At 49.0% G+C, this 23,964-nt stretch carries 24 protein-coding genes, 1 pseudogene and 1 riboswitch; of the genes and pseudogenes, 20 read left to right on the top strand and 5 right to left on the bottom strand.

What is annotated here, in order from left to right:
- The 10 genes and pseudogenes from thyA to HMPREF9469_RS04230 form a co-directional block, all read left to right on the top strand.
- Nucleotides 1-497, top strand: a pseudogene (gene thyA, locus HMPREF9469_RS04270) (thymidylate synthase); the annotation flags it as partial.
- Between the two features lie 23 nt (nt 498-520).
- Nucleotides 521-862 (top strand): hypothetical protein, encoded by a 342-nt coding sequence (locus tag HMPREF9469_RS04265; protein WP_227884023.1) that lies wholly within the window; start codon nt 521-523, stop codon nt 860-862.
- Nucleotides 852-1,391 (top strand): 3D domain-containing protein, encoded by a 540-nt coding sequence (locus HMPREF9469_RS32770; RefSeq protein WP_007859483.1) that lies wholly within the window; start codon nt 852-854, stop codon nt 1,389-1,391. The genes HMPREF9469_RS04265 and HMPREF9469_RS32770 overlap by 11 nt, the downstream gene beginning before the upstream one ends.
- Nucleotides 1,392-1,478: 87 nt before the next feature.
- Nucleotides 1,479-1,631: a helix-turn-helix domain-containing protein gene (locus HMPREF9469_RS33705; protein WP_227884027.1), complete on the top strand. Its 153-nt coding sequence runs from the start codon at nt 1,479-1,481 to the stop codon at nt 1,629-1,631.
- A gap of 126 nt (nt 1,632-1,757) precedes the next feature.
- Entirely contained in the window at nt 1,758-2,960 is a 1,203-nt protein-coding gene (locus HMPREF9469_RS04255; RefSeq protein WP_007859481.1) for a tyrosine-type recombinase/integrase, read from the top strand.
- A gap of 74 nt (nt 2,961-3,034) precedes the next feature.
- A complete protein-coding gene (gene pyrE, locus HMPREF9469_RS04250; protein ID WP_007859479.1) occupies nt 3,035-3,715 on the top strand; it encodes an orotate phosphoribosyltransferase in 681 nt (226 codons plus the stop codon).
- Nucleotides 3,716-3,747: 32 nt separating this feature from the next.
- Entirely contained in the window at nt 3,748-3,897 is a 150-nt protein-coding gene (locus tag HMPREF9469_RS32325; protein WP_040415522.1) for a hypothetical protein, read from the top strand.
- Between the two features lie 15 nt (nt 3,898-3,912).
- The gene (locus tag HMPREF9469_RS04240; RefSeq protein WP_007859473.1) at nt 3,913-4,386 is read left to right on the top strand and encodes a VanZ family protein; all 474 of its coding nucleotides are present in this window, start codon (nt 3,913-3,915) and stop codon (nt 4,384-4,386) included.
- Nucleotides 4,383-4,706 (top strand): DUF6142 family protein, encoded by a 324-nt coding sequence (locus tag HMPREF9469_RS04235; RefSeq protein WP_007859471.1) that lies wholly within the window; start codon nt 4,383-4,385, stop codon nt 4,704-4,706. Before HMPREF9469_RS04240 ends, HMPREF9469_RS04235 begins: the two co-directional genes overlap by 4 nt.
- A 16-nt stretch (nt 4,707-4,722) precedes the next feature.
- A complete protein-coding gene (locus HMPREF9469_RS04230; RefSeq protein ID WP_007859469.1) occupies nt 4,723-6,828 on the top strand; it encodes an aminopeptidase in 2,106 nt (701 codons plus the stop codon).
- Between the two features lie 30 nt (nt 6,829-6,858).
- Here the strand turns inward: HMPREF9469_RS04230 and HMPREF9469_RS04225 are convergent, their stop codons facing one another.
- Entirely contained in the window at nt 6,859-7,821 is a 963-nt protein-coding gene (locus HMPREF9469_RS04225; RefSeq protein ID WP_007859467.1) for a LysR family transcriptional regulator, read from the bottom strand.
- Nucleotides 7,822-7,997: 176 nt separating this feature from the next.
- Here HMPREF9469_RS04225 and HMPREF9469_RS04220 point away from each other — a divergent pair, with 176 nt between their 5' ends.
- The 7 genes from HMPREF9469_RS04220 (at nt 7,998) to HMPREF9469_RS04185 (ending at nt 16,303) form a co-directional block, all read left to right on the top strand.
- Nucleotides 7,998-9,008, top strand: coding sequence for a uroporphyrinogen decarboxylase family protein (locus HMPREF9469_RS04220; protein WP_007859465.1), 1,011 nt, complete (start codon nt 7,998-8,000; stop codon nt 9,006-9,008).
- A 44-nt stretch (nt 9,009-9,052) separates the two neighbouring features.
- The gene (locus HMPREF9469_RS04215; RefSeq protein WP_007859464.1) at nt 9,053-10,237 is read left to right on the top strand and encodes a hypothetical protein; all 1,185 of its coding nucleotides are present in this window, start codon (nt 9,053-9,055) and stop codon (nt 10,235-10,237) included.
- A 457-nt stretch (nt 10,238-10,694) separates the two neighbouring features.
- Entirely contained in the window at nt 10,695-11,426 is a 732-nt protein-coding gene (locus HMPREF9469_RS04205; RefSeq protein WP_007859462.1) for a sigma-70 family RNA polymerase sigma factor, read from the top strand.
- On the top strand, nt 11,423-12,412 hold the full coding sequence (locus tag HMPREF9469_RS04200) for an anti-sigma-I factor RsgI family protein (RefSeq protein ID WP_007859461.1): 990 nt from the start codon (nt 11,423-11,425) through the stop codon (nt 12,410-12,412). Before HMPREF9469_RS04205 ends, HMPREF9469_RS04200 begins: the two co-directional genes overlap by 4 nt.
- A 345-nt stretch (nt 12,413-12,757) precedes the next feature.
- Nucleotides 12,758-13,537, top strand: coding sequence for a PepSY domain-containing protein (locus HMPREF9469_RS04195; RefSeq protein WP_007859459.1), 780 nt, complete (start codon nt 12,758-12,760; stop codon nt 13,535-13,537).
- A gap of 358 nt (nt 13,538-13,895) precedes the next feature.
- Complete coding sequence (locus HMPREF9469_RS04190; protein WP_007859458.1) at nt 13,896-15,374, top strand: hypothetical protein; 1,479 nt, start codon at nt 13,896-13,898, stop codon at nt 15,372-15,374.
- Nucleotides 15,371-16,303: a DUF4261 domain-containing protein gene (locus HMPREF9469_RS04185; protein WP_007859457.1), complete on the top strand. Its 933-nt coding sequence runs from the start codon at nt 15,371-15,373 to the stop codon at nt 16,301-16,303. Before HMPREF9469_RS04190 ends, HMPREF9469_RS04185 begins: the two co-directional genes overlap by 4 nt.
- 76 nt (nt 16,304-16,379) lie before the next feature.
- Here HMPREF9469_RS04185 and HMPREF9469_RS04180 read toward each other — a convergent pair whose 3' ends face one another.
- From HMPREF9469_RS04180 to xdhA, 4 genes are read right to left on the bottom strand one after another with little or no spacing between them, the layout of a single operon-like run.
- Nucleotides 16,380-17,723: a uracil-xanthine permease family protein gene (locus tag HMPREF9469_RS04180; protein WP_007859456.1), complete on the bottom strand. Its 1,344-nt coding sequence runs from the start codon at nt 17,721-17,723 to the stop codon at nt 16,380-16,382.
- A gap of 23 nt (nt 17,724-17,746) precedes the next feature.
- Complete coding sequence (gene xdhC / locus HMPREF9469_RS04175; RefSeq protein ID WP_007859455.1) at nt 17,747-18,241, bottom strand: xanthine dehydrogenase subunit XdhC; 495 nt, start codon at nt 18,239-18,241, stop codon at nt 17,747-17,749.
- Nucleotides 18,234-19,124 (bottom strand): xanthine dehydrogenase subunit XdhB, encoded by an 891-nt coding sequence (xdhB, locus tag HMPREF9469_RS04170; protein ID WP_007859454.1) that lies wholly within the window; start codon nt 19,122-19,124, stop codon nt 18,234-18,236. The genes xdhC and xdhB overlap by 8 nt, the downstream gene beginning before the upstream one ends.
- 10 nt (nt 19,125-19,134) lie before the next feature.
- A complete protein-coding gene (gene xdhA / locus HMPREF9469_RS04165; protein ID WP_007859453.1) occupies nt 19,135-21,561 on the bottom strand; it encodes a xanthine dehydrogenase subunit XdhA in 2,427 nt (808 codons plus the stop codon).
- Between the two features lie 91 nt (nt 21,562-21,652).
- A riboswitch (purine riboswitch) is annotated at nt 21,653-21,749 on the bottom strand.
- A 199-nt stretch (nt 21,750-21,948) separates the two neighbouring features.
- On the opposite strand from xdhA, the gene HMPREF9469_RS04160 reads away from it, so the two are divergent.
- The 3 genes from HMPREF9469_RS04160 to HMPREF9469_RS04150 all read left to right on the top strand — a co-directional run bounded on the left by HMPREF9469_RS04160 (nt 21,949) and on the right by HMPREF9469_RS04150 (nt 23,926).
- The gene (locus tag HMPREF9469_RS04160; protein WP_007859452.1) at nt 21,949-22,377 is read left to right on the top strand and encodes a Fur family transcriptional regulator; all 429 of its coding nucleotides are present in this window, start codon (nt 21,949-21,951) and stop codon (nt 22,375-22,377) included.
- Between the two features lie 73 nt (nt 22,378-22,450).
- Nucleotides 22,451-22,762, top strand: coding sequence for a hypothetical protein (locus tag HMPREF9469_RS04155; RefSeq protein WP_007859451.1), 312 nt, complete (start codon nt 22,451-22,453; stop codon nt 22,760-22,762).
- Nucleotides 22,763-22,966: 204 nt separating this feature from the next.
- Entirely contained in the window at nt 22,967-23,926 is a 960-nt protein-coding gene (locus HMPREF9469_RS04150) for a metal ABC transporter substrate-binding protein (RefSeq protein WP_007859450.1), read from the top strand.
- The last annotated feature ends 38 nt before the right edge of the window (nt 23,927-23,964 follow it).

Raw genomic sequence — 23,964 nt, 5'->3', positions numbered from 1 at the left:
AAGCATCGCTATAAGGAGGGGGACTTCGACCAGGTGGACCGCATCCTTTATGACTTAAAGCACAACCCTTAAGCAGGCGGATCATGTCCAATATCTACAACCACCACGACCTGCACGAGATGAACCTCTACCCATGTGCCTACAGCATGACATTTAATGTGTCCGGCCACACGCTGAACGGAATACTGAACCAGCGTTCCCAGGACATGCTTACGGCCAACAGCTGGAATGTGTGCCAGTACGCCGTGCTGCTCCACATGTTTGCCCAGGTAAGCGGTCTTAAGGCCGGAGAGCTGGTCCATGTGATCGCGGATGCCCATATCTATGACCGGCATATTCCCATGGTGGAGGAACTGTTAAAAAGAGAACTCTATCCCGGCCCCACTCTGGCAATGGATACATCCATCACTGATTTTTACCAGTTTACCACCTCCAGCTTCCGTCTGGCGGATTATCAGTATCACACCTTTGAGTTCAAGATCCCTGTGGCGATCTAAAGTATAAAAAAGCAAAAACAGATATGAAGGAAGGTGTTTTTATACCATCAATTTTAACAGAACATGCAAGAAGCAGGCTGAAGGAGCGATGCGGCCTAAATAAATCATCGTTGCAAAAGATGGCGGATCGTGCTTTTGAGGAGGGAATCTCGCATAAAGAAACGGTTGGAACATTGAATAGGTGGATAACAAGCCTTTATATGCAAAATAAAACAGCTAATAATATTAGGCTATATGGGGATAAAGCATATCTGTTTAGGGGGAAAGTTCTTATTACGGTAATACAAATACCATCAAGACTAAGAAATCATCCTAAAAGAAAAAAGGATGCGATTATCACGGAGGAAAATAAACATGAAGCATAAAAAAATAAAAGTTGGAGTTATCACCTGTATTATATTGTTCGCTATGCCATCTAATGTTTATGCTAAGCCAGATGCGCCGCAATTAATTATAGAAGAATTTTTGGAACTATTAGATGAAGCTGTAAAAAACGATCTAGACAATGCAATTGAAGAGATTGGAGGACAAGATGATCCTTCCGAAATAGATAGTACATCCATTGAACCCGAGTATCTTTCTGATACCGAGACTTCCCTTGAATATCTTGGACAGTTTAAAGTTTCTCATTACTGCTGTGAACCGTATAAACATATATGTGGTGATGGAAAAGGTCTTACAAGGACAGGGATGCCTGTGCATCCTGGTTTAATCAGTGTTGATCCCAATGTTATACCTCTTGGTAGTACGGTTGTTATCGATGGAGCCGAGTATCAGGCAGAAGATACTGGGGGGATGATCAAAGGTCACAAGATTGATATGGCTGTAGAGACACACGAGGAGGCTTTGGAGCTGGGGGTATACTGGGCGGATGTATATGTCGTGAAAGAATAAATGATTGTATAGTGAAAACACTGGCTAGAACAAAACTAGTCAGCATTGATAATAGGAGGTGATATTATAGAAGCAATATTACTTACTGTGGAAGAAATGTGCAAATATCTTCACATAGGGAAGACAAAAGCTAGAGAAATACTTCACAACCCCAATAATGGCATTTCTATAAGAATTGGAAATCGCTTGTATGCTCATAAAGTAAAACTAGATAAATGGCTGGAAAATCAAGTTGTATAATTTATTAGCGAACCAAATTGTTAAATGAGACATTTTAAATTGAAAATGCCTGGTACTTATGCTAAACTAAGAAGGATATTTAATATAATATTCTTTCTCGTTACTACATTTTGAAAAGGAGGGTGTATGGGCAGATCTCTAAACGGGAAAGAACTGGGAAAGGGTATTTCCCAAAGAAAAGATGGTTTATACCAAGGTAGATTTGTTAACCGCTTTGGTAAGACCCAAACAATATATGCTCCTACTCTTAGCAAGATAAGGCAAAAACTAAGAGATGAGCAATATGAAGATGATAAAAAAATCAATGTTGTAAAAAAAGATGTAACATTAGATGAGTGGTTTGATGTATGGTTAAAAGTCTGCAAACAGAATTGCCGAGAATCTACAAAAGAAACCTATTCGGTAAATTACAGACGGATTAAGGATGATTTAGGTTGGAGAAAATTGACATCTCTCAATCTTATTATACTTCAAGAGGCGATAAACAAATTATGCAGTGATAATGCAAGAAAGAGCTCAAAGAAAATATTGGTTGATATGTTAAATAAGGCGATTGATACTGAATTAGTCACTAAAAACATTGCCTTGCAGATTAACACTACGATAACCAAGGAGAAGGCAAAGACGAAAAGAGTCTTAACAAAAGATGAGGTTGATATATTCTTACAGTATGCTCATAAATCGTTTTATTATAATCTGTTTGTATTAGCGTTAGAAACCGGAATGAGAGTAGGGGAATTATGTGGGTTACAAATAGAAGATATTGATTTTTTCAACCGGTATGTAAATGTCAGACATACATTATGCTATTTTAGAAAAAATGGTAAATATATATTTGAAATGCATGATACGAAAACTAGTAATGGAATAAGAAAAATACCATTAACCGCCCGTGCTACAATGGCATTAAGGATGCAATTAGCACTAAAAGAAAAAATAAGCGAGAAATACAAGGCAGATAGTGAGTATGCTAATCTTGTATTTGTAACTAAAAAAAATAAACCCACACAAGAATTTATTATACGAGAATGCATACGTTTAATTGTATTCCATATTAATGAGGAGTATGGAGAATTTCAAAACTTGACACCACACACATTTCGACATACTTTTGCTACAAGAGCGATAGAGCGTGGAGTTTCACCAAAAGCGCTGCAAAAAATATTGGGACATGGTAAATTACAAATGACTATGGATTATTATTGCCATGTCACGGAGGATATATTATTTTCAGAAATGGATAAAATGGAAATAGATGACGAAAGTAATAAAAGTGCTCTTGAATGGAATACTAGATCGAACTGTGTAGTATTAGAGCAAACTGTGTAGTAACTGTGTAGTAAAAGCGATTTTTTACAAGAAGATATTCAAAACACATTGAAAACAAAGGAGATTTTTTAAGTATGGAGAGCTATAAGCAGGAATTTATTGAATTTATGGTGGAAAGCAAAGTACTTAAGTTTGGTGATTTCACACTGAAGAGCGGACGCAAGTCTCCGTTTTTTATGAACGCGGGAAGTTATGTTACAGGTACCCAGTTAAAGAAGCTGGGTGAGTACTATGCAAAGGCCATCCATGACAATTTCGGACTGGATTTTGACGTGCTCTTCGGGCCGGCCTACAAAGGAATCCCCTTAAGTGTTGCAACCACCATGGCCATCAGCGATCTGTATGGAAAGGATATCCGCTACTGCTCCAACCGCAAGGAAGTGAAGGACCATGGGGATACGGGGATCCTTCTTGGAAGTCCGGTAAAAGACGGGGACCGGGTGATGATCATCGAGGATGTGACCACTTCTGGAAAATCCATTGAGGAGACCTTCCCTATCCTGAAAGCACAGGGGGATGTTGAGATCAAGGGACTGATCGTGTCCCTGGACCGCTGTGAGCGGGGCAAGGGAACAAAGAGCGCCCTGGCTGAGATCAAGGATCTATACGGATTCCCCACAGCAGCCATCGTATCCATGAAGGATGTGGTAGAACACCTTTACAACAGAGAGTGTGAGGGAAGCATAGTCATCAACGATCAGATAAAGGCAGCCATTGATGCTTATTATCAGCAATATGGTGCACAGGCAGAATAACTGGCAATCAACATGTTGGAAAGGCGATGAATATGGAGAGAGTTTATAAGACAATGCGCAATACGGGAGCCGGATGCATTGCGATCGGAGTCATCATAGCAGTGACCGGACTGACCGTGGGAATTATTTCCATTATAAACGGCGCGCTGCTTCTGAAACGTAAATCAGAGATTGAATTCTAGTAAGCGGGGCTGCCAATGATCAGAAATACAACAAAGCGCCAGAAGCTGGGATGGGTGCTGTTCATATTGTACCTGTGCCTGCTGGCCTATTTTATGTTTTTTTCGGAGAGCTTTGGCCGGACGGATACCAACAGGGGCTACCAGTACAATCTGGTGCCCTTTAAAGAGATATCCAGGTATTTCAGGTATTATAATACCATTGGTCCTTTGCTTTTCCTTATTAATATGGTTGGAAATGTGGCGGCATTCTTACCCTTTGGCTTTTTCCTGCCCATTATCAGCAGGAGGAGCAAGAAATGGTACAACACAGTCATGCTGGGATTTGGTTTCAGCCTGATGCTGGAAACCCTGCAGCTCATCTTCCGTGTGGGAAGCTTTGATGTGGACGATATGCAGCTCAATACCCTGGGAGCTGCTCTTGGTTATGTGATATACCGTTTTGTGCAGTATACACGTGTTAAGATAAGACACAGGAGGTTGACAAAGTGAAGTATGTTGGGGATAAGGTATCTTATGTGAGAAACCCCTTTGCAAGGAACAGCTATTACTGTCTGGTGCTTGCTGTCTTGAGCCTTGCCCTGGCCGGCACCAGTATGTATCTGTCGGTGTCCCAGGCGGGACAGGGCGGCCTGAACACAGGGGCGTTGGGTTTTGCCAGCATTATGGCGGCCCTGATGGGCCTGTGGTACGGGCTGCTGTCATTCCGTGAAAAAGAACGTAATTACATACTGGCAAAGATTGGTATCAGTATTGGCCTGGTGCTGCTGATCATATGGGTAGTTATCATCATTACCGGGCTTATGAGATAGATAGGAGTTGATGCAGATGGATTACAGAATATTATTACAGGAAGAAAATGATGCCGTAAGGGAACGCTACCAGCTTTCCATGGAGCGAATCAGGTCCATGGAAACGGAGGAGATGAGGCTGCCTTACGGCAGTTATTTTAAGAAAACCGCTGCTTTTATAGACCAGATCGGGAAGCTGGTGGAGGGCAGGATGCAGGGGGGCCGGGACAGTATGAGCCTGGAGCAGCTTCAGGCTGAGAACCGGGCCTTGTATCAGGATATCCTGCCCGGATCCTATGGGGAGAGCTATGCGAACCCGGACTATGCCGTGGAGCAGCTGGGGGATGGAGTAGGGCAGCTGCTGTCATTTCTCTATACGGAGATCAGGGCGGATATCGTGTATGCCTATGAGATGCGGCTGACCAATATCACGATCTTAAGTGAGCTGTTCCTGGAGGTATACAACCTGTTTTCCCTTGCCTGGGAGGATGGGGCGGATATTCCGGATAAACAGGCCGTCCAGGACGCGCTGTACTGGTTTGTCAGCGATTACTCGGACCTTACCGTAACATGGCGGGTGAGGGAGGGAGTGGACCCGGGGCTTTCCTTTGCAGCTGACATTATCATGGAAAGTAATCTGAGCGACCTGCGTTACCTTTACAGGTACGGGGAGTATGTGGCGGACAGTGACCTTAAGCTGGCTTCCTTTATGAATACCCTTCCACAGGAGACCATTGACCGGATGGCGGATACCTATACGGAAGGGTATCGCAAGGGATTTGAGGTCATGGGCAGGGACCTGAAGAAGAAAAAGACCGTGGTGGTGGAATTCCAGCTGGGATTTGAGCGCATGATCCGAAGGGCGGCGGCTAGTTTTAAGGCCATGGGCCTGGAGGTGGTTTTCTACCGGGCAGCGGTGGAATCCGTGAACCGGCGGGCCAACGGAAAGCGGGGCTATTACGGCACACCTGCCAACCGTCAGTATGATTACGACCACCGCTACGACAGCGCTTTATATATGGGCAATGCATTTAAGGAGCGCAAGCTCGCCGTGCTGAAAGCAGCCTATGAGGAGTTCCGGGAAGAAGCGTCCTGGTGTGCCGGCCCTGCTTTGGTGGAGACCTTTGGGGAGGAAGGCTTTGCGCCCGTGAACAAGAAGACAGCCCTGAAGCTTAACGCCCATCAGGAGGAGCTGATGGTGGCTTACGCCAATGAATCCAGGCGGATCGTGAACCAGTATATGCCCGGGGACGAAACCAGTTTTACCATCATCGCATTCCCTAAGCCGGATATCGGCCCTGACTTTGAGGAGATCTTCCGGGAGACCATAGAGCTTAACACTCTGGATTACGGGAAATACCAGCGGATCCAGCAGTGCATCATCGATGCCCTGGACGAGGCCGTCCATGTGCTGATCACGGGCAGGGGAGACAATGAGACCTGTATGAAGGTGGTGCTCCATCCTCTGGGGGACAGGAAAAGGGAGAGCAACTTTGAAAACTGCGTATCCGATGTGAACATCCCATTGGGTGAGGTATTTACATCCCCCCTGCTCACAGGCACAGAAGGGCTGCTTCATGTGAGCAATGTCTATGTGGGAGATTACCAGTTTAAAAACCTGCGCATCCGGTTTGAGGATGGGAAGGTTACGGATTATTCCTGCGGCAATTTCACCCGGGAAGGGGAAGATGCCCGGGAGGAGGCTCAGGGCAGGGCGCTTGTGAAGCAGGTGATCATGCAGGGGCATGAGTGGCTGCCCCTGGGAGAATTTGCCATCGGCACCAACACGGTGGCGTATGCCATGGCGCAGAAATTCGGCATTGGTGATAAGCTGCCCATTCTGATCGCTGAAAAGATGGGCCCCCATTTTGCAGTGGGGGATACCTGCTACAGCTTTGCGGAGGATTCACCCATGTACAACCCGGACGGCAAGGAAGTGATTGCCAGGGATAATGAGATATCCCTTCTGCGCAGGGAGGATATGTCAAAGGCTTACTTCAGCTGCCATACGGATATTACCATCCCATACTCTGAACTGGGAGACATAAAGGCAGTGAGGGAGGACGGCAGCGAGATTTCTATTATCTGCCAGGGGCGGTTTGTACTGCCAGGAACACAGGAACTGAACGAGGCATTGGATTAAGACTGTTAAAAGGGATTCAATAGTTCTGCGTCAGAACCGGCTCCTGTGTTCCTCCATAAACCGGGCTGACGCATCCGTTATGGTTTTAATCAATTCTCTCAGAACCGGGTACTGATGATACGCCTGCTTTTCGTAAAACAGACATATGTTAACCTTTGCCTCATAGCCTTGTAAGGGGATGTAGATCAGATCTCCGCTGGCTACGCCGGCATAGCGGTTACAGGCCGGATAACAGGCGATTACGTACCCTTCCGGGTATTTCTGAAGCAGTTCTATCACATTGGACACGGTTTCCACCTGAACCATCTTGTGGGAGGAAATCGTGTTAACGGTGTCTTGAAGCACGGTTGACATAAATCCCGGCTTTTCGACCATTTCCTGAAGATTTGGGGCAATGAAATAATAATGGGTCTTTAACTCCTCCAGCGCAATGGACCGGCGTTTGGCAAGGGGGCCGTTTTTATTGACAAGACATCCATATTCTCCCTGCAGCAGCGGGAGCTGCTCGTATCCCTTCCCACCTATATTCTGGTGTGCTTTGCACGTTTCCCCTTCCTCGCAGATCGCCAGGGCGATTACCGGTTTCCGGATATCGTGGGACAGATATGCTTCCGGACATGGGACCGTGGTGTAATTAATGTTCAAATCTGAATATATTTCTTTAAAATGCAGAATGATGTCCGGAAAGAGAAAGCCCGAGAGGGATGTATGGGCATACACGTCTACTGTTCTTAAAAAATCCTGTTCCGCCAGATTCAGCCATCCATCGTAATATTCCATAATCTGTTTTGCCTCGGGCAGAATCTTTTTACCTGCTTCTGTGAGCGTAATGCCGGACTGGGCCCGGCAGAAGAGAGAAACACCGATTTCCTTCTCAAACAGCTGCAGTGCCTTTGTCAGGCTGGGCTGTGTAATATATAATTTCTGCGCTGCCTCGTTAATGGATTTTGCTTCCGCCAGAGTGATGAAATATTCCAGCACTTTTATTTTCATAATATCCCCTCCCTTGTTCTGTCGTCCATATTTTTTATATCCGATACCTTTATGTTTCTGTCATTATAGATTTTTTTCATATGGCTGGATTTTTTATATATTATACAAAAACTTGTCTATATGATATTATATTTCTGACATATTTGTCAAATAAAATTGAAAAGAGGAGATATTTTATGACCAAACGTGAAAGATTCATGAACTTCTTGGAAAACAACCCCGTAGACCGCGTCCCCGTGGCGTTTTTCCATCATTTCTGTCCTCCTGGCGAGTGGGGCAAAGGCATGGAAAACCAGGAAGCCTTTGAGCGAAATATCATAGGGCACAAACTGGCCAGGGAGAAGTTTGACCCTGATGTGATCAAAATTATGAATGACACCCTGATGATTATGCCTGTAGATGTCTCCTTTGTAAAAACATCAGACGATTTACGTAAGGTTCAGGCGCCTGCTTCCGACTCAGCCTTTGCCATGAAATCCCTGGAGCTTACCAGACGGGTGCGGGCATTCTATGAGGACTCGGACGCTCCTGTATACGCCACTGGTTTTTCCCCATCCGTGGTGCTGCGCAACAGCCTGTGTATAGGAGGCATCCCCGGTGAAGGTGATGAGTCCAGAATGCTGAAGTTCATAGACGAAGACCCGGACGCTGTTGCCGCCGCAATGAAGAACCTGTGTGACGGAATCTCAGCCATCAATGAAATGCTGATCAGAGAGGGGGGCGTGGACGGTATCTACATGAGTGTCAATAACCAGTCCAACTTCTTTAATGATGACTTCTACCGTACCTATGTGGCGCCCTATGAAAAGGAAGTAATGAAAAGCGCCAACAAACTGAGCAAGATCAATCTGCTGCACATTTGCGGCTATCACGGCCGTGCCAACCACCTGGATCTGTTTACGGACTTTGAGGCAGCCGCTGTCAATATCGCCGTGTATGTGGAGGGAGTATCCCTCAGCGAGGGCAAAAAGCTGTTTGGCGGCAAACCTGTCTTCGGAGGCTTTGCACAGGACACTGTCATTTACAAGGGAACGGAACAGGAGGTAAAGGAAGCGGCGTGGAAGATCTTAGATGAATGCGGACAGGTTGGCATTATGCTGGGCGCCGACTGCACGGTTCCCAATGACATTGACGATTCCCGCCTGGAATGGGTACGTCAGGCGGCCATTGAGTACGCGGCAAGATAAGGAGAGAGAAACTGAACAATCATGATTTTGTGAGGAGAATGATCATGCAACAGAAAGAAAAAAACGGTTTCGTAAAAACATTTTCTATTTGGTTTGGTCTTGGCGCTCTTATGTTTGGTACCTTCTGCGGCGCCAATATGGCCTCCGGTGTCTATGCCTCCACCTACATCGTTACACTGGGCGGAGGCTGGGCCCTGGTGTGGCTGCTCATGTTCTTTGCAGCCATGTCCTTTTTCTGCGGTGTTGGGCTGAACTTTGTCCGTGCTTATAAGATCACCAATTACAATGCCTATTATCTGGCCCTTTACGGCCTGCACAAACCTGATGCCAACCCGGTTTTAAAAGGCATTGTCACTGTATTCTTTGACCTTTATACCATGATGATGGGACTAGTGACCGTGGCGGCTACCGTTGCCCTTTTCTCCGAACTGATGAACGTCCTGCTTGGCATCCCTTCCGTGATCGCCAGTATCTTTGGCGTTCTGCTGTTCGCAGTACTGAGCATCTACGGCGCCGCGTTCCTTCGCAGATTCAACACGCTGATGACCGTATCCCTGATTATGTCACTGGTATCCATCCTGGTGGCTGTGATCAGCATCCGGGGGCCCGTGCTGATGGAGCGCATCGGAAATTTTGACATTGGTATGGATTGGACCGGCACGACTGTGACCGCCCATTTTTCCATGTTCTTTTCCTATTGCATGACCTGCTCGTCCTGGGGATCCACTCTTAGCAACTACTCCGACCAGATCCGGGGCAAGAAGGATGCCATTGGCTCCGGCATCACCATCGGCCTGCTGGTTACACTCCTGTTTGCCATGACCGGCGCCATTGTGCTTCCCTTTATGCCTGAAATCATATCGGGTACGCCCATCCTGCTGATCTGCAGGCAGTACCTGCCTGCCGTGCTTACCGCCATCTATTGGGTGGTTGTGGTACTGGCCGTGGTATCCACTGCCCCCAGCTTTACATACAACTTCTCCAACCGCTGGGCCGCTGTGTGGAAAACTGAAAGGTTCAGCCACAAGGCAAAATTCTTTATTCTGTCCATGGGCTTTTTGCTGACCTGCTGGCTGATATCCAGTGTGGGCCTGGTGGCCATTGTTCAGAAGGGATATGTGATGCTTGGCAACGTGGCCCTGTTCGCCGTGGTGATTCCTCTGCTTATCTCCATTTACCGCGTGTGGAAAAAGGACCGCGCCCATGAGGAAAATGGTTTAAATTCTTAATCTTTTTGTTTCAGGCACGTTGAAGATAAAAAGTTGACCTAAAAAATAACCTGCTGGCCCCTAAGGCCCGGAACAGTAGATCGTATATGTTCCAGGTCCTTCCCGGTCGGCAGGTTATCTTTATGTGTGTGGTCTGCCAATCCCCTGTTTACGTTACGCCAGGGGTTACAAGGGCGGAACATGAGCAGGTATTTTGCCGGTATAGCGGGAAGATCAATGGGTTTAATGCCGGCCGGGAAAAGAAGTATTTTATTAGCATTGCACCGGGAGCATTTTGTGTGGATGATCTGAATTTAGTGGGACCTCTTATAGCCGCGGGAATACCGTTCCTCCCTCTTTCCGCAAAAAAGGTGCCTGCTTCTTCGCTGTATCTGATATAATCAAAATAAGATATTTTACAGATTACCCCGAAAGTTAAAAGGTGGCTGCGTATACTACTGTAAATGGAGGTGGCAGTATGGGGGAGGAGCATGGGATCGTTCGTATGGTGCGGCAGGCAAAAAAGGATTCTAAGGCCGCAGATGAACTGATCGCCGCGTATATGAATTTTATACGGTCTGAGACAGCAAAGTTTAACCACAGCACACCCTCAGGCGGGAGGGATGATGAACTGAGCATTGCTATGTTTGCGTTCTATGAAGCGATCCAGGGGTATGAGAAGGGGAGGGGATCCTTTCTTTCCTATGCTGCCGCAGCGATCCGCAACCGGTTGATCGATTACTACCGGAAGGAGGAGCGCCACAAGGGGATTATTTCCTATGATACCCCCCTGGGGGAGGAGGATGGCCCGGCCCTTTCAGATAAGCTTGCAGATGAGGGGGATGCCATGGATGACTGGACCATAAGGGAGGCTACAAAGGAGGAACTGGAAGAATTTGGAAGGAATCTTTTGGAATACGGTCTGACCCTATCGGATGTGGCTGATAATTGTCCCAAACAGGACCGCACTCTCAGTGCCTGCCATAAGGTGCTTAAGGCGGCAAAGGGACAGCCCCAGCTGTTGGACCGCCTGATGAAAAGTAAACGTCTTCCCATGGCTGAACTTGCGGCTGCTTCCGGGGTGCCCAGAAAGACGCTGGAGCGGCACCGGATTTATCTGGTAGCCATACTGCTTGCGTACACCAATGGATATGAGATGATCCGGGGACATCTCTGCCAGATTTCCGGAGGAAAGGAGGAACAGACATGATATATCTTGTAATGGAATGCCATCCCGCTTATGCCATTGTACTGGACCAGGCCGGGCGTATGATCAAAGTTGCCAATATGGGATATGAAGCAGGGCAGAAGGTGGATCATGTGATCGCCCGGCGCACCCAGACCGTTCCTCTGCGCTTCAGACTGGCGCCTCTTATGATAGCGGCCTGTCTATGCGCGGCTATTCTTGGGGGAGGAACCTATGGAGCCTGCTTTATGACCTATGGAACCGTGGAACTCAGGATCAATCCGGACGTGATGATGTCGGTCAGCTATACGGACCGGGTGGTTGGCCTGGAGGGACTGAATGAGGATGGGATCCGGCTGATCGACCAGGTTTCTTATAAAGGAAAGAATTCAGAGGAAATGACACAGCTCCTGGTTGAGCGGGCTGTGGAAATGGGGTATCTAAAGGACGGAGGCACTGTGTCGGTCAAAGCCCAGGGCAGCGCCGGGTGGAAGGATAAAAGGGAAAACGCCATCAGCTCCGGTCTCAGCCATATGCTGGAAGGGCGAATGCGCGTGGAGATAAAGATTGGGGCAGCGGAGGAAGAAACCATACCGGAAACACCGGCCAGCCAGGCACCGGCCTCAACCGCGCACCATCCCACGCCATCCGTGCATCCGGTCGCCGCGCCGGTTGCAACAGAGAGCAGCCGTCAGGAGGAGCGGAATAAAAAACATGATGATGACGGCCTGGATGACGATGACCGTGATGATGACGGCTATAACGATGGGGATGATGACCAAGACGATAGAGATGACGACCGTGATAATGGGGATGATGACCAAGACGATAGGGATGACGACCGTGACGATAGGGATGATGACCAAGACGATAGAGATGACGACCGTGATAATGAGGATGATGACCAAGACGATAGAGATGACGACCGTGACGATAGAGATGATGACCGGGCCGATAGAGACAATGGCCGGGACAATGACCATGAAGAAGACAATGATGATGATGATTAAATAATTTTCAGGAAGAGCAGCCGTGTACAGCTGCAGGAAGATATTTTACAGAGAGGATTTCAGACTTGTCCGGATTAACAGGGTGAGCGCGTATACGGGCAAAAAGAGAGTCATTGTACGTCAGGCAGTTGCCGGATGGAACAAAGACTCTTTTTTGGTATAAGCCGTCTGCGGATCAAAGCGGGAGAGGAATAAAATGGAGGTTTTGGCGGAATTTCAGCGCCAATTTAATTTTTCCCTAAAAAATATTATAAAAAGTTTCTGCTACCCCGTTTTTACAATTTTGTATCCGTAGTCTATGAATGTAAACAGAAATAAAGATCCGAACAAGGAGGAACGATGACTATGTTAGAGGTGAGATTGAAAAAAGCAGCAGTGTTCATGTGTACCGCCATTTTGGCGGCAGGGACCGTGGGAGCAGGAAATGTGGCAATGGGAGCAACATGGCATAAGGCGCAGACAAACCGGAAGGAGGTAAAAGGCCGTATTCTTGTAAGTGCAGGGCCTGATATATCCATTGCATATGACAGAGATGGAGATGTGCTGGAAATAAAAGGGATCGACCGGGCAGGGAAAGACTTTTTAGACGGGCAGGACGGCTATCTCGGTGAGGATTGCAAGGATGCTGTGAAGCGTCTGGTAAGGCGCCTGGATGAAAAGGGATGGTTTGACAGGGAGACAGCCTCCTCTAAGAACAGTCTGGTGATCAAGGCTGAAAAAGGATCCCGGTATCCGAATGATAATTTTATGAAGGAAATAGAAAAAGGGGTTCGGGATGTGGTGGAAAGCAGGGATATTGATGTGTATGTCAAGGTCGTTGGGCTCCATGCGCTGAATGATAAAGGATATATAGATAGGGAGACGGCTGAGAAGATGGTGCTGGAGCAGCTGGGGCTGACCGCAGGTGATCTGAAGATCAAGGAATATGAGCTGGATGACGGCGTGTATGAAATAGAAGTAGTGATAAACGGTGTGGCATATGAGGTTGATTTAAACGCTGTCACAGGAGAAATTGTGGATATGGACCGTGATGATGATAATGATGGCCGTTATGATGATGAAGATGATGACCGCTATGATGACGACCATGATGATGACGATCACAACGACCGTGATGATGACTGATCCCGCTGTAACGGAGCTCCCGTCTCAACGTATGGCACGATAAATGAAGGATATGATTGGATCAAAAGGTGTTAGCAGCAAGGATAGACAAGGGGAGAGGCAGATCGATCTGCTTCTCCCCAGTTTTTTACTATCCTTTCCTTTGCCCCGGGTGTATAATGAGAGAAAGGTGTATTCTTGAAGTCTCCCCGTCACCCACCTTTGCGGCCGATTTCCCGCCAGCCGCACACAAATTGATTCAACGTACACATCGTGTACGCCTCATAAATTTACGCACAACTGACAAAAAATCATCTCGCAAATCTGAGTATCAGGAGACTTCGGGAGCACACAAAGAAAATACGGAGGTATAAAGACTATGAGCCCCATCAGAAGAGACCGCACCCAAGCTCCGTCTGCCTTTCAGGAGAAAATTAAAAAATGGCATGAGGAGGAGCAGTACCAGCAGATCATTGATGCAATTGAGGCCCTTCCCCAGACACAGCAGACGCCGGATCTGATCAGCCAGCTGGCCCGTGCCTATAATAATCTTGCATCGCCGGAGGACAGGGATCTGTTTGAAAAGGCGGCAGCACTTCTTAAATCAGTGGAAGATCAATTTGTGCAGGACCATGACTGGAATTTCAGAATGGGTTATGCCCTTTATTACCTGGACCAGGAGTTAAAGGCCAGATCCTACTTTGAGAAAGCACTGGAACTCAGGCCCGGGGATGAGGATACCCAGTCGCTGATCCAACAGTGCAGCAGGAGCCTTACCCTGCCCAATTCCATGAAGCCTTTCAGTGAGAGGACCCGGGAGGGATGGGAGTCATTCCTGGACGGGGAGGCAGGGCTGCGGGCAATGATAGATGACAGGAAGGATGGGGAGGCTGTGGCAGAACGGTGTCATCAGCTGCTTGCCCCTGCGTTTTACCGGCCGTTTTTTGAGATTGGTTTTAATGGGGACAAATATGACCTGATCCTGTCGCCGGATGGCGATAGGAGCCGGCTGTTTAAGCTGGTGTATTTTAAAAACCATGCACCTGAGAAAGTATTTGACCATTGGAATATCCTGATTGGACGGCAGCCTGCCAAGGGGTTTGAACTGAGGATGTATGACAGGACCATTGGGCTTTCCGATGCCCGGGTTTGGGTGGAGAAACTGAAGGACAAGCAGCTGGGTCTTTCCATATACTGTGAAAAGCTGCTTCCCCTTTTGAAAAAGAATGAGAACCAGGCATATGGTTTGATGACCGTGCTGCTGGACCAGGCCATAGGGGAGATTCCTGCCATCCGGTATATCGGATATATGGACTTGTTGGAGGAGCCGGGGCAGGGGGAGGAGTTCTGCCTGGACGGACTGATGGAGTATATAAGCAGGGACAGGGAACTGGTGACGGCTGATGAACTGTGCACATGGTACAGCGCTTATGAGATGACTCCCTCGGGGGAGGAGGACTGGTCTCTGCGGGAGGATGTGTTCGCAGGTGTCACGTCCTGCCTGCCTATTCCCAGAGCCTATTATCAGGGGGATGATGAGATCATGGAGGATTTTCATATGGATGGGGCGGTTCCTGGCTTTTTCTGGTATCCGCTGGATGGAATTGCCAGGGATCAGATACTGGACCTTCGGGATGAGATGGAGCAGAAGATATCTGCCAAGGCAGGAGATGCAGTGACGTTTACAGGAGGGGCTACCGGCGTTTCCCTGGGTTATCTGGACTTTATTGCCTGGAATCTGGATCAAGTGCTTCAGGCAGCCCTGGAGGTATTGGGGAATGTCCCGGTCAAAGAGGCATTTTTCCATACATACCGCCGCAATGTGGGCAGTATCTGCCTGAAAAAGGAGGAGACATGAGCATACATGCTGCATTCAGCGCCAAGGCCAGGGAAAAAGAAGGGCTGATCAATGCGGTCAGGAAACAAGCATCGGATCAGGGACTGGAAGTTCAGGAAGGGGAGGAGGGCCTGAACCAGGACAGGGAGGAGGAAACAGGTTCCTTTGTTGGCTTTGTCCTGCTGGCCGGTCCCATGTGGGATCGATCCCAATTCAAGTCAGACATGGAGTCAATGTGGGGAATTGAATGCGTGGAAGAGGAGGACGCGGAGGTGAACGCGGAGGAAGATGAGGCGGAGGATGACGCCGGAGGCAGCGATCACGCAGAGGATGTGATGCTCTTTAACGTCAGCAATATGCGGGTGATGGCAGCACTGATGGATGTCCCTGTTCCGGACAGGGAAGCGGAGATACATGCGGCCAACAACTATATGTGGCCGGAGGCAGTGGAGATTGTCAAAACACACCAGGCCCAGCTGATCGTTGCGATTATGGGGAAAGACGCCCCGGTACTGGAGCGGGGAAAGCTGTTTGTCAAGGTGCTTGCGGCCCTGTGCCGGCAGAAGAATGTGCTGGGCATCTATACCAGCGGCACTGTATTCCAGCCTCAATTCTATCTGGGCGCATCGGAGATGCTCAGGGACGGAGGGCTTCCCATCCTTAACTGGATCTATTTCGGGCTGTACCAGACGGAGAAAGGATGGAACACATATACCTACGGTATGAAATCCTTTGGAAAAGATGAGATGGAAATTCTGGAGGCCGGGGCGGATCCCCGGGAACTGCGGGATTTCCTGCTGAATTTGGCCTGCTATGTGCTGGATGAGGATGTGGTCCTCCGGGACGGGGAGACCATTGGTTTTTCCGCCCAACAGAAACTTCCCATTGTCCGCAGCAAGGGCGTATCACTGGATGGCGATACGTTAAAGATCGCCTATCCAACCCCATGAAAAAACTCCTTTTATGCAGGCCGAACAACACTGCGTAAAAGGAGTTTTCTGCCGGTTTACTGCTCTTTCGGCATTTTTACTGTTCTTCCAGCATTTTTATGTCCATATCCTTGGGAAGCACAAGGCTTAAGAACACGGACACCACGAACACGACAGCTACCACGTTGGCTGAGAAGACAGACTGGACAAGCTCCGGGAAAATGTCCCAGATGCCGATCTCACTGGCGGTTGTGAACCCAATACCCACTGCCAGTGACAGGGAGACAATGGTGATGTTCCTCTGGGAAAATCCGGATTTTGCAATCATCTGGACACCGGATGTGAGGATGGATCCAAACATCATGATGGTACATCCGCCCAGCACTGCCTGAGGAAGGGAGGCAAAAAAGTTGCCCACGGGCGGAAGCAGGCCGGCCAGGATCATACAGGCCGCACCGGTCATGATGGTGAAGCGGTTCACCACCTTTGTCATGGCGATCAGGCCCACATTCTGTGAAAAGGATGTGACCGGAGGACATCCGAACAGGGTGGATACTGCGGAACAGTACCCGTCACAGGCCAGGGAGCCGGAGATCTCCTTGCCTGTGATCTCGCGGTTTAAGCCGCCTGATACGAGAGCCGAGGTGTCCCCGATGGTCTCAGCTGCCGACACCAGGAAAATAATACAGGCGGATATGATGGCGCCTGCATGGAACTCAGGCATAAAGGGGAGTATGGTTGGGAAAGCAATGATCCCGCCGGACATGATCAGGCTTAAGTCCACCTTTCCGAGGAAAATGGCGATCACATATCCCACGATCAGCCCTGCCAGGACGGAGAGCTGCTTTAAATACCCCTTTGCAAGAATATTCCATAAAAGACAGGTGAGCAGTGTGACGGTGCCTAACATCAGGTTTTCGGCAGAGCCGAAATCATCTGCATAGCCGCCGCCAAATGACCTGGCGCCCACGGTAAAAAGAGAAAATCCAATGGCTGTTACAACAGAAGCAGCAACAACAGGAGTGATGATCTTGCGCCAGTATTTTGCCAGAAGACCCAGTGTACCTTCAAAGAGGCCGCCTATGAGTACGGCGCCCACAACGGAAGGATATCCGTAATTGGCTGCAATGGTGCTCAACACAGTTACAAAGGTAAAGCTGACACCCATGACCACGGGAAGCTTGGAGCCGATCCGCCAGATGGGATAAAGCTGGACCAGGGTTGCGATACCTGCAACGAACATGGCGTTCTGGAGCAGGAGAGCGGTCTGGGCCTGGCTTAAGGCCGGCTGTGCTGCTCCGCATATGATGGTGATAGGCGCAAGGTTGGAAACGAACATGGCCAATATGTGCTGAAGCCCAAAGGGAATGGCCTTGCCAAGAGGCACCCGGCCCTCCAGTTTATAGATATTGTTGATGCTGCAATTTGCACTGTTGTTCATGATTTTGTTACCCCCTGTTTTTGTTAGGAATTTGTTTTATGGCTGATCTGATATACCTCTTCCACGATTCTCTCCATTGCATTAAGGATATTTTCATATCCCGTACATCTGCACAAATGCCCGGAAATCAATTTCTTTAATTCTTCCCTGTTATATTTTTTGCCTGTTCCCACGATCTCAACCGCGCTCATGATCAGGCCCGGCGTACAGAATCCGCACTGTACCGCGGCTTCCTCGATAAATGCCTTCTGGATAGGAGACAGTTCCCCGTTTGGCCCCTTTAATCCTTCCACTGTCATGACGCTTTTTCCTTCTGCCCACAGAGTCATATAGATACAGCTGTCAATGGCTTCCCCGTTGACCAGCACGGTACAGGCGCCGCATTCCCCGACTTCGCAGCCCTTTTTTACAGATGTGAGCCCCATGCGCTGGCGCAGGGTATCCAGCAGGGATTCACGCTCATCCACTGCCAGCTCCACATCCTTTCCATTTACTTTCATATGCACAATCTTAAGCATTGACCTTACCTCCTGCAATTTTTATAGCTTCCACCAGGGCGCGTTTTGACAGCTCCTCAATGAGCTGAAGCCTGAATTCCTTGGAAGCCCTCCATGAGGAACGTGGGTTTACCTCAGTGAGCGCATCTCTTCCAAATTCAAGGATTGCCTCGCTGTCAGTGACCTCACAGCCCTTTAGGGCTTCCTCGGCTTTCCTGCATCGCAGGGGCGTAGGGCCGGCTACGCCGTAACCCAGCCTCACATCCTCGATCCGTTTCTTATCCTCTGAAAGCTTTACCCTGACCGCACAGCCCAGGGTGGCGATCTCCATGGCCTTGCGCTTTCCGTATTTCATATAATGGCCGGTCCATCCCACATAGCTTTCAGGATGGATCAGAAAGCAGGTACAGACCTCGCACCGGTCGCGGACCGTTCTGCCCGGGCCTGTATAAAACTCACACACAGGCACGATCCTCCGGCCATCAGGGCCTTCCAGCACCACATCCGCTTCCAGGGTCCACATGGTGGAAGCAGAGTCGGCAGAGGTTGCTCCGTTGCAGATATTTCCCCCAATAGTTCCCGTGTTGCGGATCTGGGGACCGCCTACCATGTCCACGGCTTCCCCAAGCATGGGAATGTATCTCTGGATCAGGGGGTCATTGGTGATATGGGAAAATGAAGTGCCTGCCCCGATCCACAGATCGCCGTTCTCCAACAGCTTCACGCCCTTTAGTTCCTCTATATTATGGATGGATACCACGGACCGTCCCGCGTCCTTGCCTTCCCTTACGCGTATCAGCACATCGGTGCCCCCGCTGATGATTTCCGCATCAGGATCCTTCACAAGGGCATTGATGGCATCTTCCACACTCTTTGCCTCATAAAATGATTTAATGTCAAACATAGCTTTCTCCTTATATCAGACCTTTTTCTTTGAATTTCTCGATCAGCCTCTGGGCTGTCATGGGGTTTACATCCATGTGCACACCGGTTGCATTTAAGATCGCGTTCCGGATGGCGGGGGCCACCGGGATCGCGGGGGGTTCACCCAGGGATTTATTTCCGTAAGGTCCGGTGGGGTCTTCCAGCTGGATGAACTCCACGTTCAGGTCAGGTGTGTCCATGGCTGTGGGGATCTTATAATCCAGCAGGTTGTTGTTTAATGGTTTTCCGGTCTTTTCATCCACCAGAAGTTCTTCGGAAAGTCCGTACCCAAGCCCCATGCTCATGCCGCCGTGGACCTGTGCCCGGGCTGTCTGCGGGTTGATCAGAACGCCTGAATCATGGACATTGATGATATCCGTGACCGTCACAAGGCCCAGGGGGATATCCACCTCTATTTCCACAAAACAGCAGCCCGAGGAAAATGTATTCTGCTTGCACTGGTTTGTGACCTCTGCGGTGATATGTACGGAACGCTCCAGGGAATAAAATGCAGTGTCAGCCACCACGCCCACGTCAAAGAGCTCCGGCGCGCCGCCGCATACCACTACCTTACTGTTTACGATATCCAGCATATCCTCAGTGACTTCCTCGTCCTTATGAAGACCCAGCGCTTCCCTGAGCCGGCATCCGGCATCCTTTACGATCTGCGCGTACACGGTCTTTGACAGGTCGGTGATGTCGTGGTTCAGCATGTAAGCTGCATAGTCAAGGATCTTGTGCCTGAACTCCTCGGCGCATTTCTTTAATGCCATGCCGGACACATAGGTCTGGCGGGATGCGTAGGCGCCGGTGTCAAAGGGAGTGGTATCCGTATCCTGGGTGGATACAATGTATACCTGATCATAGGAGATGCCCGTGGTTTCAGATGCCATCTGTGTGAACACGGTATCGGCTCCCTGGCCGATCTCCGTGGCCCCCATGCACAGCTGGATGGAACCGTCCTGGTTTAATACCATACGTGCGGAAGCCGTTTCCAGGGAAATGGGGTGTACGCCTGTCTTATAACAGAAGATCGCCATGCCCACGCCCTTGCGGACCGGACCGGTCTGATTCCTGTACGCGTTCCATTTCTCATCCCAGCGGATATGCTTTCTTCCCGCCTCGATACATTTCTTCAAACCGTAGGAGTGGAAGGTGATACCGTTAGCCGGATCCACAAACCCATCCTCCATGCAGTTTTTTATCCTGAATTCACAGGGATCCATGCCGATGGCCCAGGCCATGTCATCCGCCAGACATTCCGCAAACCACGCTGCCTGCGGGATCCCGTAACCTCTCATGGCTCCCGCGGTGGGAGAGGAGGTATATACAGTGGAACAGTCGATCTCAGCTCCCAGCTCATCTCTGTACAGGTCCTTAAACACATTGCCGCAGTTGGCGCAGATCGCATGGCCATGGGAGGCATATCCTCCGTTGTTGGCATAGGCGTCCAGCTGTCTTGCCAGAACACGCCCTTCTTTTGTCAGGACCGCTTTGCACAGTCCCTTGATGGCGTGGCGGGTGCGGGTTCCGGAAATGGTCTCCTCACGGCTGATCTCCAGCCTCACCGGCCTGCCGCCCACGGAAAGTGAGAGGAACGCGTTCAGGGGTTCATAGAGCACATCCTGCTTGTTTCCAAATCCGCCGCCAATGTATGGCTTGATGATGCGCACTCTGCCGATGGGAACGCCCAGGGCCTGCGCCGTACAACGCCTGACAATGTGGGGGATCTGGGTGGAGGCTACAACGGTGATCTTGCCGTTGGTATCCACATAAGCCCAAGAGACAGGAAGCTCAATATGGCAGTGGGAAATACGGGGAGTGTCATACTCTGTCTCTATGGCAACGATCTGTTCCTGTCCGTAGGTTTCCTCCGCCTTTTTAAGCCCTTCCTTATATGTAAAGCCGCTGGCTCCCATGGTCATGTGGGAGTGGACGATCACATTGTCCTTTCTGAGATCAGGGTGCAGCGGGGGGGCTCCCTCAGCCATGGCTGCTTCTACGGTGACAATGGGCTCGTACTCCTCGTACTCCACCTTGACCAGACGCGCCGCCTGGGAAGCGGCAACCTCGTTTTCAGCCACAATGGCCGCAATATCATCCCCATACAGCCTGATGCGTTCATTTAAGAGCTTGCGGTCACAGATATCCTGATGTTTGGTCTCCACGCTCCATGGATGGCCAGCGGTGGGAAACTGGCAGTCAGGCACATCAAAACAGGTGACGATCTTAACAACTCCCGGCACTTTGTAAGCCTCGGTCAGATCAAAACTTTTAACCCGGCCATTGGCGATGGTAGAGTGCACGACCCTTCCGTGAAGAATGTCCCGGGGCTCCAGATCCGCCGTGTATTTGGCCTCTCCGGTCACCTTTCCGTAAGCATCAACACGTTTCATTTGCTGCCCTACAATATTCATTTTTAGATTTCCTCCTCGCATTGTATTTTGCCAATAGATATATCCTTAGTGAATAAAGGGATATGGATTCTTAACACAAATAGAAAAAAAGAGCTGACTACATAAGATATGTAGTCAACTCTTTTCGGTAGTTGGTAGAGACTCTGGGCCAATCCCCAGGATATACATAATGGCAAAAGATTTATTAAATTGTTATCATGGTATATATTATAATACCTAAAAAATTTTTAGTCTATAGGAAAAATCCTAAAAATTATTTAACATCTATTGTGCATAATTGACAAAAATATATGGGCATAAATCGTATACTTTTGCCAAAAACTTGACATCATGGAAACAAGGAATATAATATAAAATAGAAATCAATTTCAAATTCAGAGGTGGATAATGGGAGAGAGAGGCAGATACAGGACAAAGCAGCAGATCACGATCTTAGATGTCTTAAAACAGCAGAAGTCATGGTTCCTTACCGTGGACCAGTTGATGGACCTCCTGCGGCAGGAAGGGGTACAGGTGGGGCAGACCACCGTATACCGGGCCCTGGAGCGTTTGGCTGAGGACGGGAAGGTGATGAAGCTTCCCATGGAGGATGGATCCAAGATACGGTACTGTTACGCCGGTGATGAAGAGTTGAGAAAACCGGGAAAGCTGGTGTGTTTAGGGTGCGGCCGGTTTATTCCACTGGAATGTTCTAAACTGGATGATTTTATGGAACATATCTGCAGGGAACACGGGTTTGAGCCGGATATACGCCGCTCGGTCCTGTTTGGCTATTGTGAGGGATGCAGGAGAACCGACCTGTGTAAAAGGGATTGACAGGATAAAAAAACTGTTATAATATGAAAATGATTTTAATTTCCAAATTAGAACCGGGAAAGGAGGAGAGAAAATGGCTCAGTTCAGAAAAAACAAACAGATTTATGCATTGCTCACAGCAATCCTTCTGACTGCAGTGCTGTTTCTCTCCGTTTTCTTTATTGCCACACATGCAAAACACCAGTGTACCGGTGAGGGATGTTATATCTGCGCAGAGATGGAAGCCTGCGCATCCACACTGCGTCTGCTGTCGGAAGCCGCAGGCGGGGGAACTGCTGTTATTTTTGCAAATATTGTGGTACAAAAATTCTTGATTTCTTATAGGACCGGACTTTATCTGCGCCCGGTTTCTTTGGTCAGCTTAAAAATCCGTTTAGATAATTGAATGTATTTGGCACCAGGACAGGATTCCATGACTTAATACCTCCCGGTAACCGGTCTGCCCCCATGGGGACGGACCATCAGGTGTCTGAGAGGGAATGGGGACAGGAGGCTGTCTTGTTTTTGTGCACCCATTTTTAGTCTGTCCCTGGGGCAGAGATAAAGTTTATTTTATCATATAATCAAATACAGTTGGGAGAATCAAATCATGAAGAAAATGAGAAATCGGATAATGGGCCCGCTGGCTGTGCCGGCTCTGGCCCTGGTACTCATGCTGTCCGGCTGTGCCGGTTTGGCCGCCGCTTCAGACAAACAGGCAGAACCAACCGCCGAAACAAAGGCACAGGAGGAGAACGGGAAGAAAATAAAGGTGATGGCAAGTTTTTACCCCATGTATGATTTTGCGGCAAAAATTGGCGGTGAACGGGCGGAGGTCACCAATATGGTTCCGGCCGGTACGGAACCCCATGACTGGGAACCGGCGGTCAGCGACATTAAAAACCTGGAGGAAGCGGACCTGTTTATTTACAGCGGGGCGGGAATGGAGCACTGGGCTGAGGATGTGCTTGCAGGCCTGGAAAATAAAAAGCTGATCTCAGTGGAAGCATCCAAAGATATTGTTCTTAGAGAGGGGCATGAGAGGGGGACATATGATCCCCATGTGTGGCTCAACCCCATGAATGCCAAAGTAGAGATGGAACACATCAGGGATGCGTTCATAGAGGCGGACCCGGAGCATCAGGAAACCTACGAGGCAAACTATGAGACTTATGCCGCCGGACTGGATGAACTGGACCTGAAGTTCAGGGAGAACCTGTCCGGACTGGAAAACAAGGATATTGTGGTATCCCATGAAGCATTTGGCTACCTATGCGATGCCTACGGTTTAAACCAGGTGGGAGTTGAAGGCCTGTCCCCGGATTCCGAGCCAAATCCGTCCAGGATGGCACAGGTGATTGATTTTATAAAAGAGAGGGGTGTGAGATCCATTTTCTTTGAGGAACTGGCAAGCCCCAAGGTCGCTGAAGCCATTGCAAAGGAAACAGGCGTTTCTGTACGGGTTTTAAATCCCCTGGAAGGTCTCAGCGATGAGGAACTGAAAGCAGGAGCGGATTATTTTTCCGTGATGGAGGATAATCTGGAGCAGCTAAAGGCAGCATGGGAGTAAACGACAGGTCAGGCAACAGGTAATATAACAGGTAATGT

It is taken from the genome of [Clostridium] citroniae WAL-17108, assembly GCF_000233455.1.
Lineage (GTDB): Bacteria > Bacillota > Clostridia > Lachnospirales > Lachnospiraceae > Enterocloster > Enterocloster citroniae.
This window is presented reverse-complemented; position numbering and strand designations above follow the sequence as displayed.

What these genes read in the sequence shown, in the direction of transcription:
- HMPREF9469_RS04155 (WP_007859451.1), top strand. Translation starts at nt 22,451, where the DNA reads ATGGCTCAGTTCAGAAAAAACAAACAGATTTATGCATTGCTCACAGCA.
- HMPREF9469_RS04220 (WP_007859465.1), top strand. Translation starts at nt 7,998, where the DNA reads ATGACCAAACGTGAAAGATTCATGAACTTCTTGGAAAACAACCCCGTA.
- HMPREF9469_RS04200 (WP_007859461.1), top strand. Translation starts at nt 11,423, where the DNA reads ATGATATATCTTGTAATGGAATGCCATCCCGCTTATGCCATTGTACTG.
- HMPREF9469_RS04215 (WP_007859464.1), top strand. Translation starts at nt 9,053, where the DNA reads ATGCAACAGAAAGAAAAAAACGGTTTCGTAAAAACATTTTCTATTTGG.
- pyrE (WP_007859479.1), top strand. Translation starts at nt 3,035, where the DNA reads ATGGAGAGCTATAAGCAGGAATTTATTGAATTTATGGTGGAAAGCAAA.
- HMPREF9469_RS04230 (WP_007859469.1), top strand. Translation starts at nt 4,723, where the DNA reads ATGGATTACAGAATATTATTACAGGAAGAAAATGATGCCGTAAGGGAA.
- HMPREF9469_RS04180 (WP_007859456.1), bottom strand. Translation starts at nt 17,723, where the DNA reads ATGAACAACAGTGCAAATTGCAGCATCAACAATATCTATAAACTGGAG.
- HMPREF9469_RS04255 (WP_007859481.1), top strand. Translation starts at nt 1,758, where the DNA reads ATGGGCAGATCTCTAAACGGGAAAGAACTGGGAAAGGGTATTTCCCAA.
- HMPREF9469_RS04185 (WP_007859457.1), top strand. Translation starts at nt 15,371, where the DNA reads ATGAGCATACATGCTGCATTCAGCGCCAAGGCCAGGGAAAAAGAAGGG.
- HMPREF9469_RS04160 (WP_007859452.1), top strand. Translation starts at nt 21,949, where the DNA reads ATGGGAGAGAGAGGCAGATACAGGACAAAGCAGCAGATCACGATCTTA.
- HMPREF9469_RS04150 (WP_007859450.1), top strand. Translation starts at nt 22,967, where the DNA reads ATGAAGAAAATGAGAAATCGGATAATGGGCCCGCTGGCTGTGCCGGCT.
- xdhA (WP_007859453.1), bottom strand. Translation starts at nt 21,561, where the DNA reads ATGAATATTGTAGGGCAGCAAATGAAACGTGTTGATGCTTACGGAAAG.
- HMPREF9469_RS04190 (WP_007859458.1), top strand. Translation starts at nt 13,896, where the DNA reads ATGAGCCCCATCAGAAGAGACCGCACCCAAGCTCCGTCTGCCTTTCAG.
- HMPREF9469_RS04240 (WP_007859473.1), top strand. Translation starts at nt 3,913, where the DNA reads ATGATCAGAAATACAACAAAGCGCCAGAAGCTGGGATGGGTGCTGTTC.
- xdhB (WP_007859454.1), bottom strand. Translation starts at nt 19,124, where the DNA reads ATGTTTGACATTAAATCATTTTATGAGGCAAAGAGTGTGGAAGATGCC.
- HMPREF9469_RS32325 (WP_040415522.1), top strand. Translation starts at nt 3,748, where the DNA reads ATGGAGAGAGTTTATAAGACAATGCGCAATACGGGAGCCGGATGCATT.
- HMPREF9469_RS32770 (WP_007859483.1), top strand. Translation starts at nt 852, where the DNA reads ATGAAGCATAAAAAAATAAAAGTTGGAGTTATCACCTGTATTATATTG.
- HMPREF9469_RS04195 (WP_007859459.1), top strand. Translation starts at nt 12,758, where the DNA reads ATGTTAGAGGTGAGATTGAAAAAAGCAGCAGTGTTCATGTGTACCGCC.
- HMPREF9469_RS04225 (WP_007859467.1), bottom strand. Translation starts at nt 7,821, where the DNA reads ATGAAAATAAAAGTGCTGGAATATTTCATCACTCTGGCGGAAGCAAAA.
- HMPREF9469_RS04205 (WP_007859462.1), top strand. Translation starts at nt 10,695, where the DNA reads ATGGGGGAGGAGCATGGGATCGTTCGTATGGTGCGGCAGGCAAAAAAG.
- HMPREF9469_RS04265 (WP_227884023.1), top strand. Translation starts at nt 521, where the DNA reads ATGAAGGAAGGTGTTTTTATACCATCAATTTTAACAGAACATGCAAGA.
- xdhC (WP_007859455.1), bottom strand. Translation starts at nt 18,241, where the DNA reads ATGCTTAAGATTGTGCATATGAAAGTAAATGGAAAGGATGTGGAGCTG.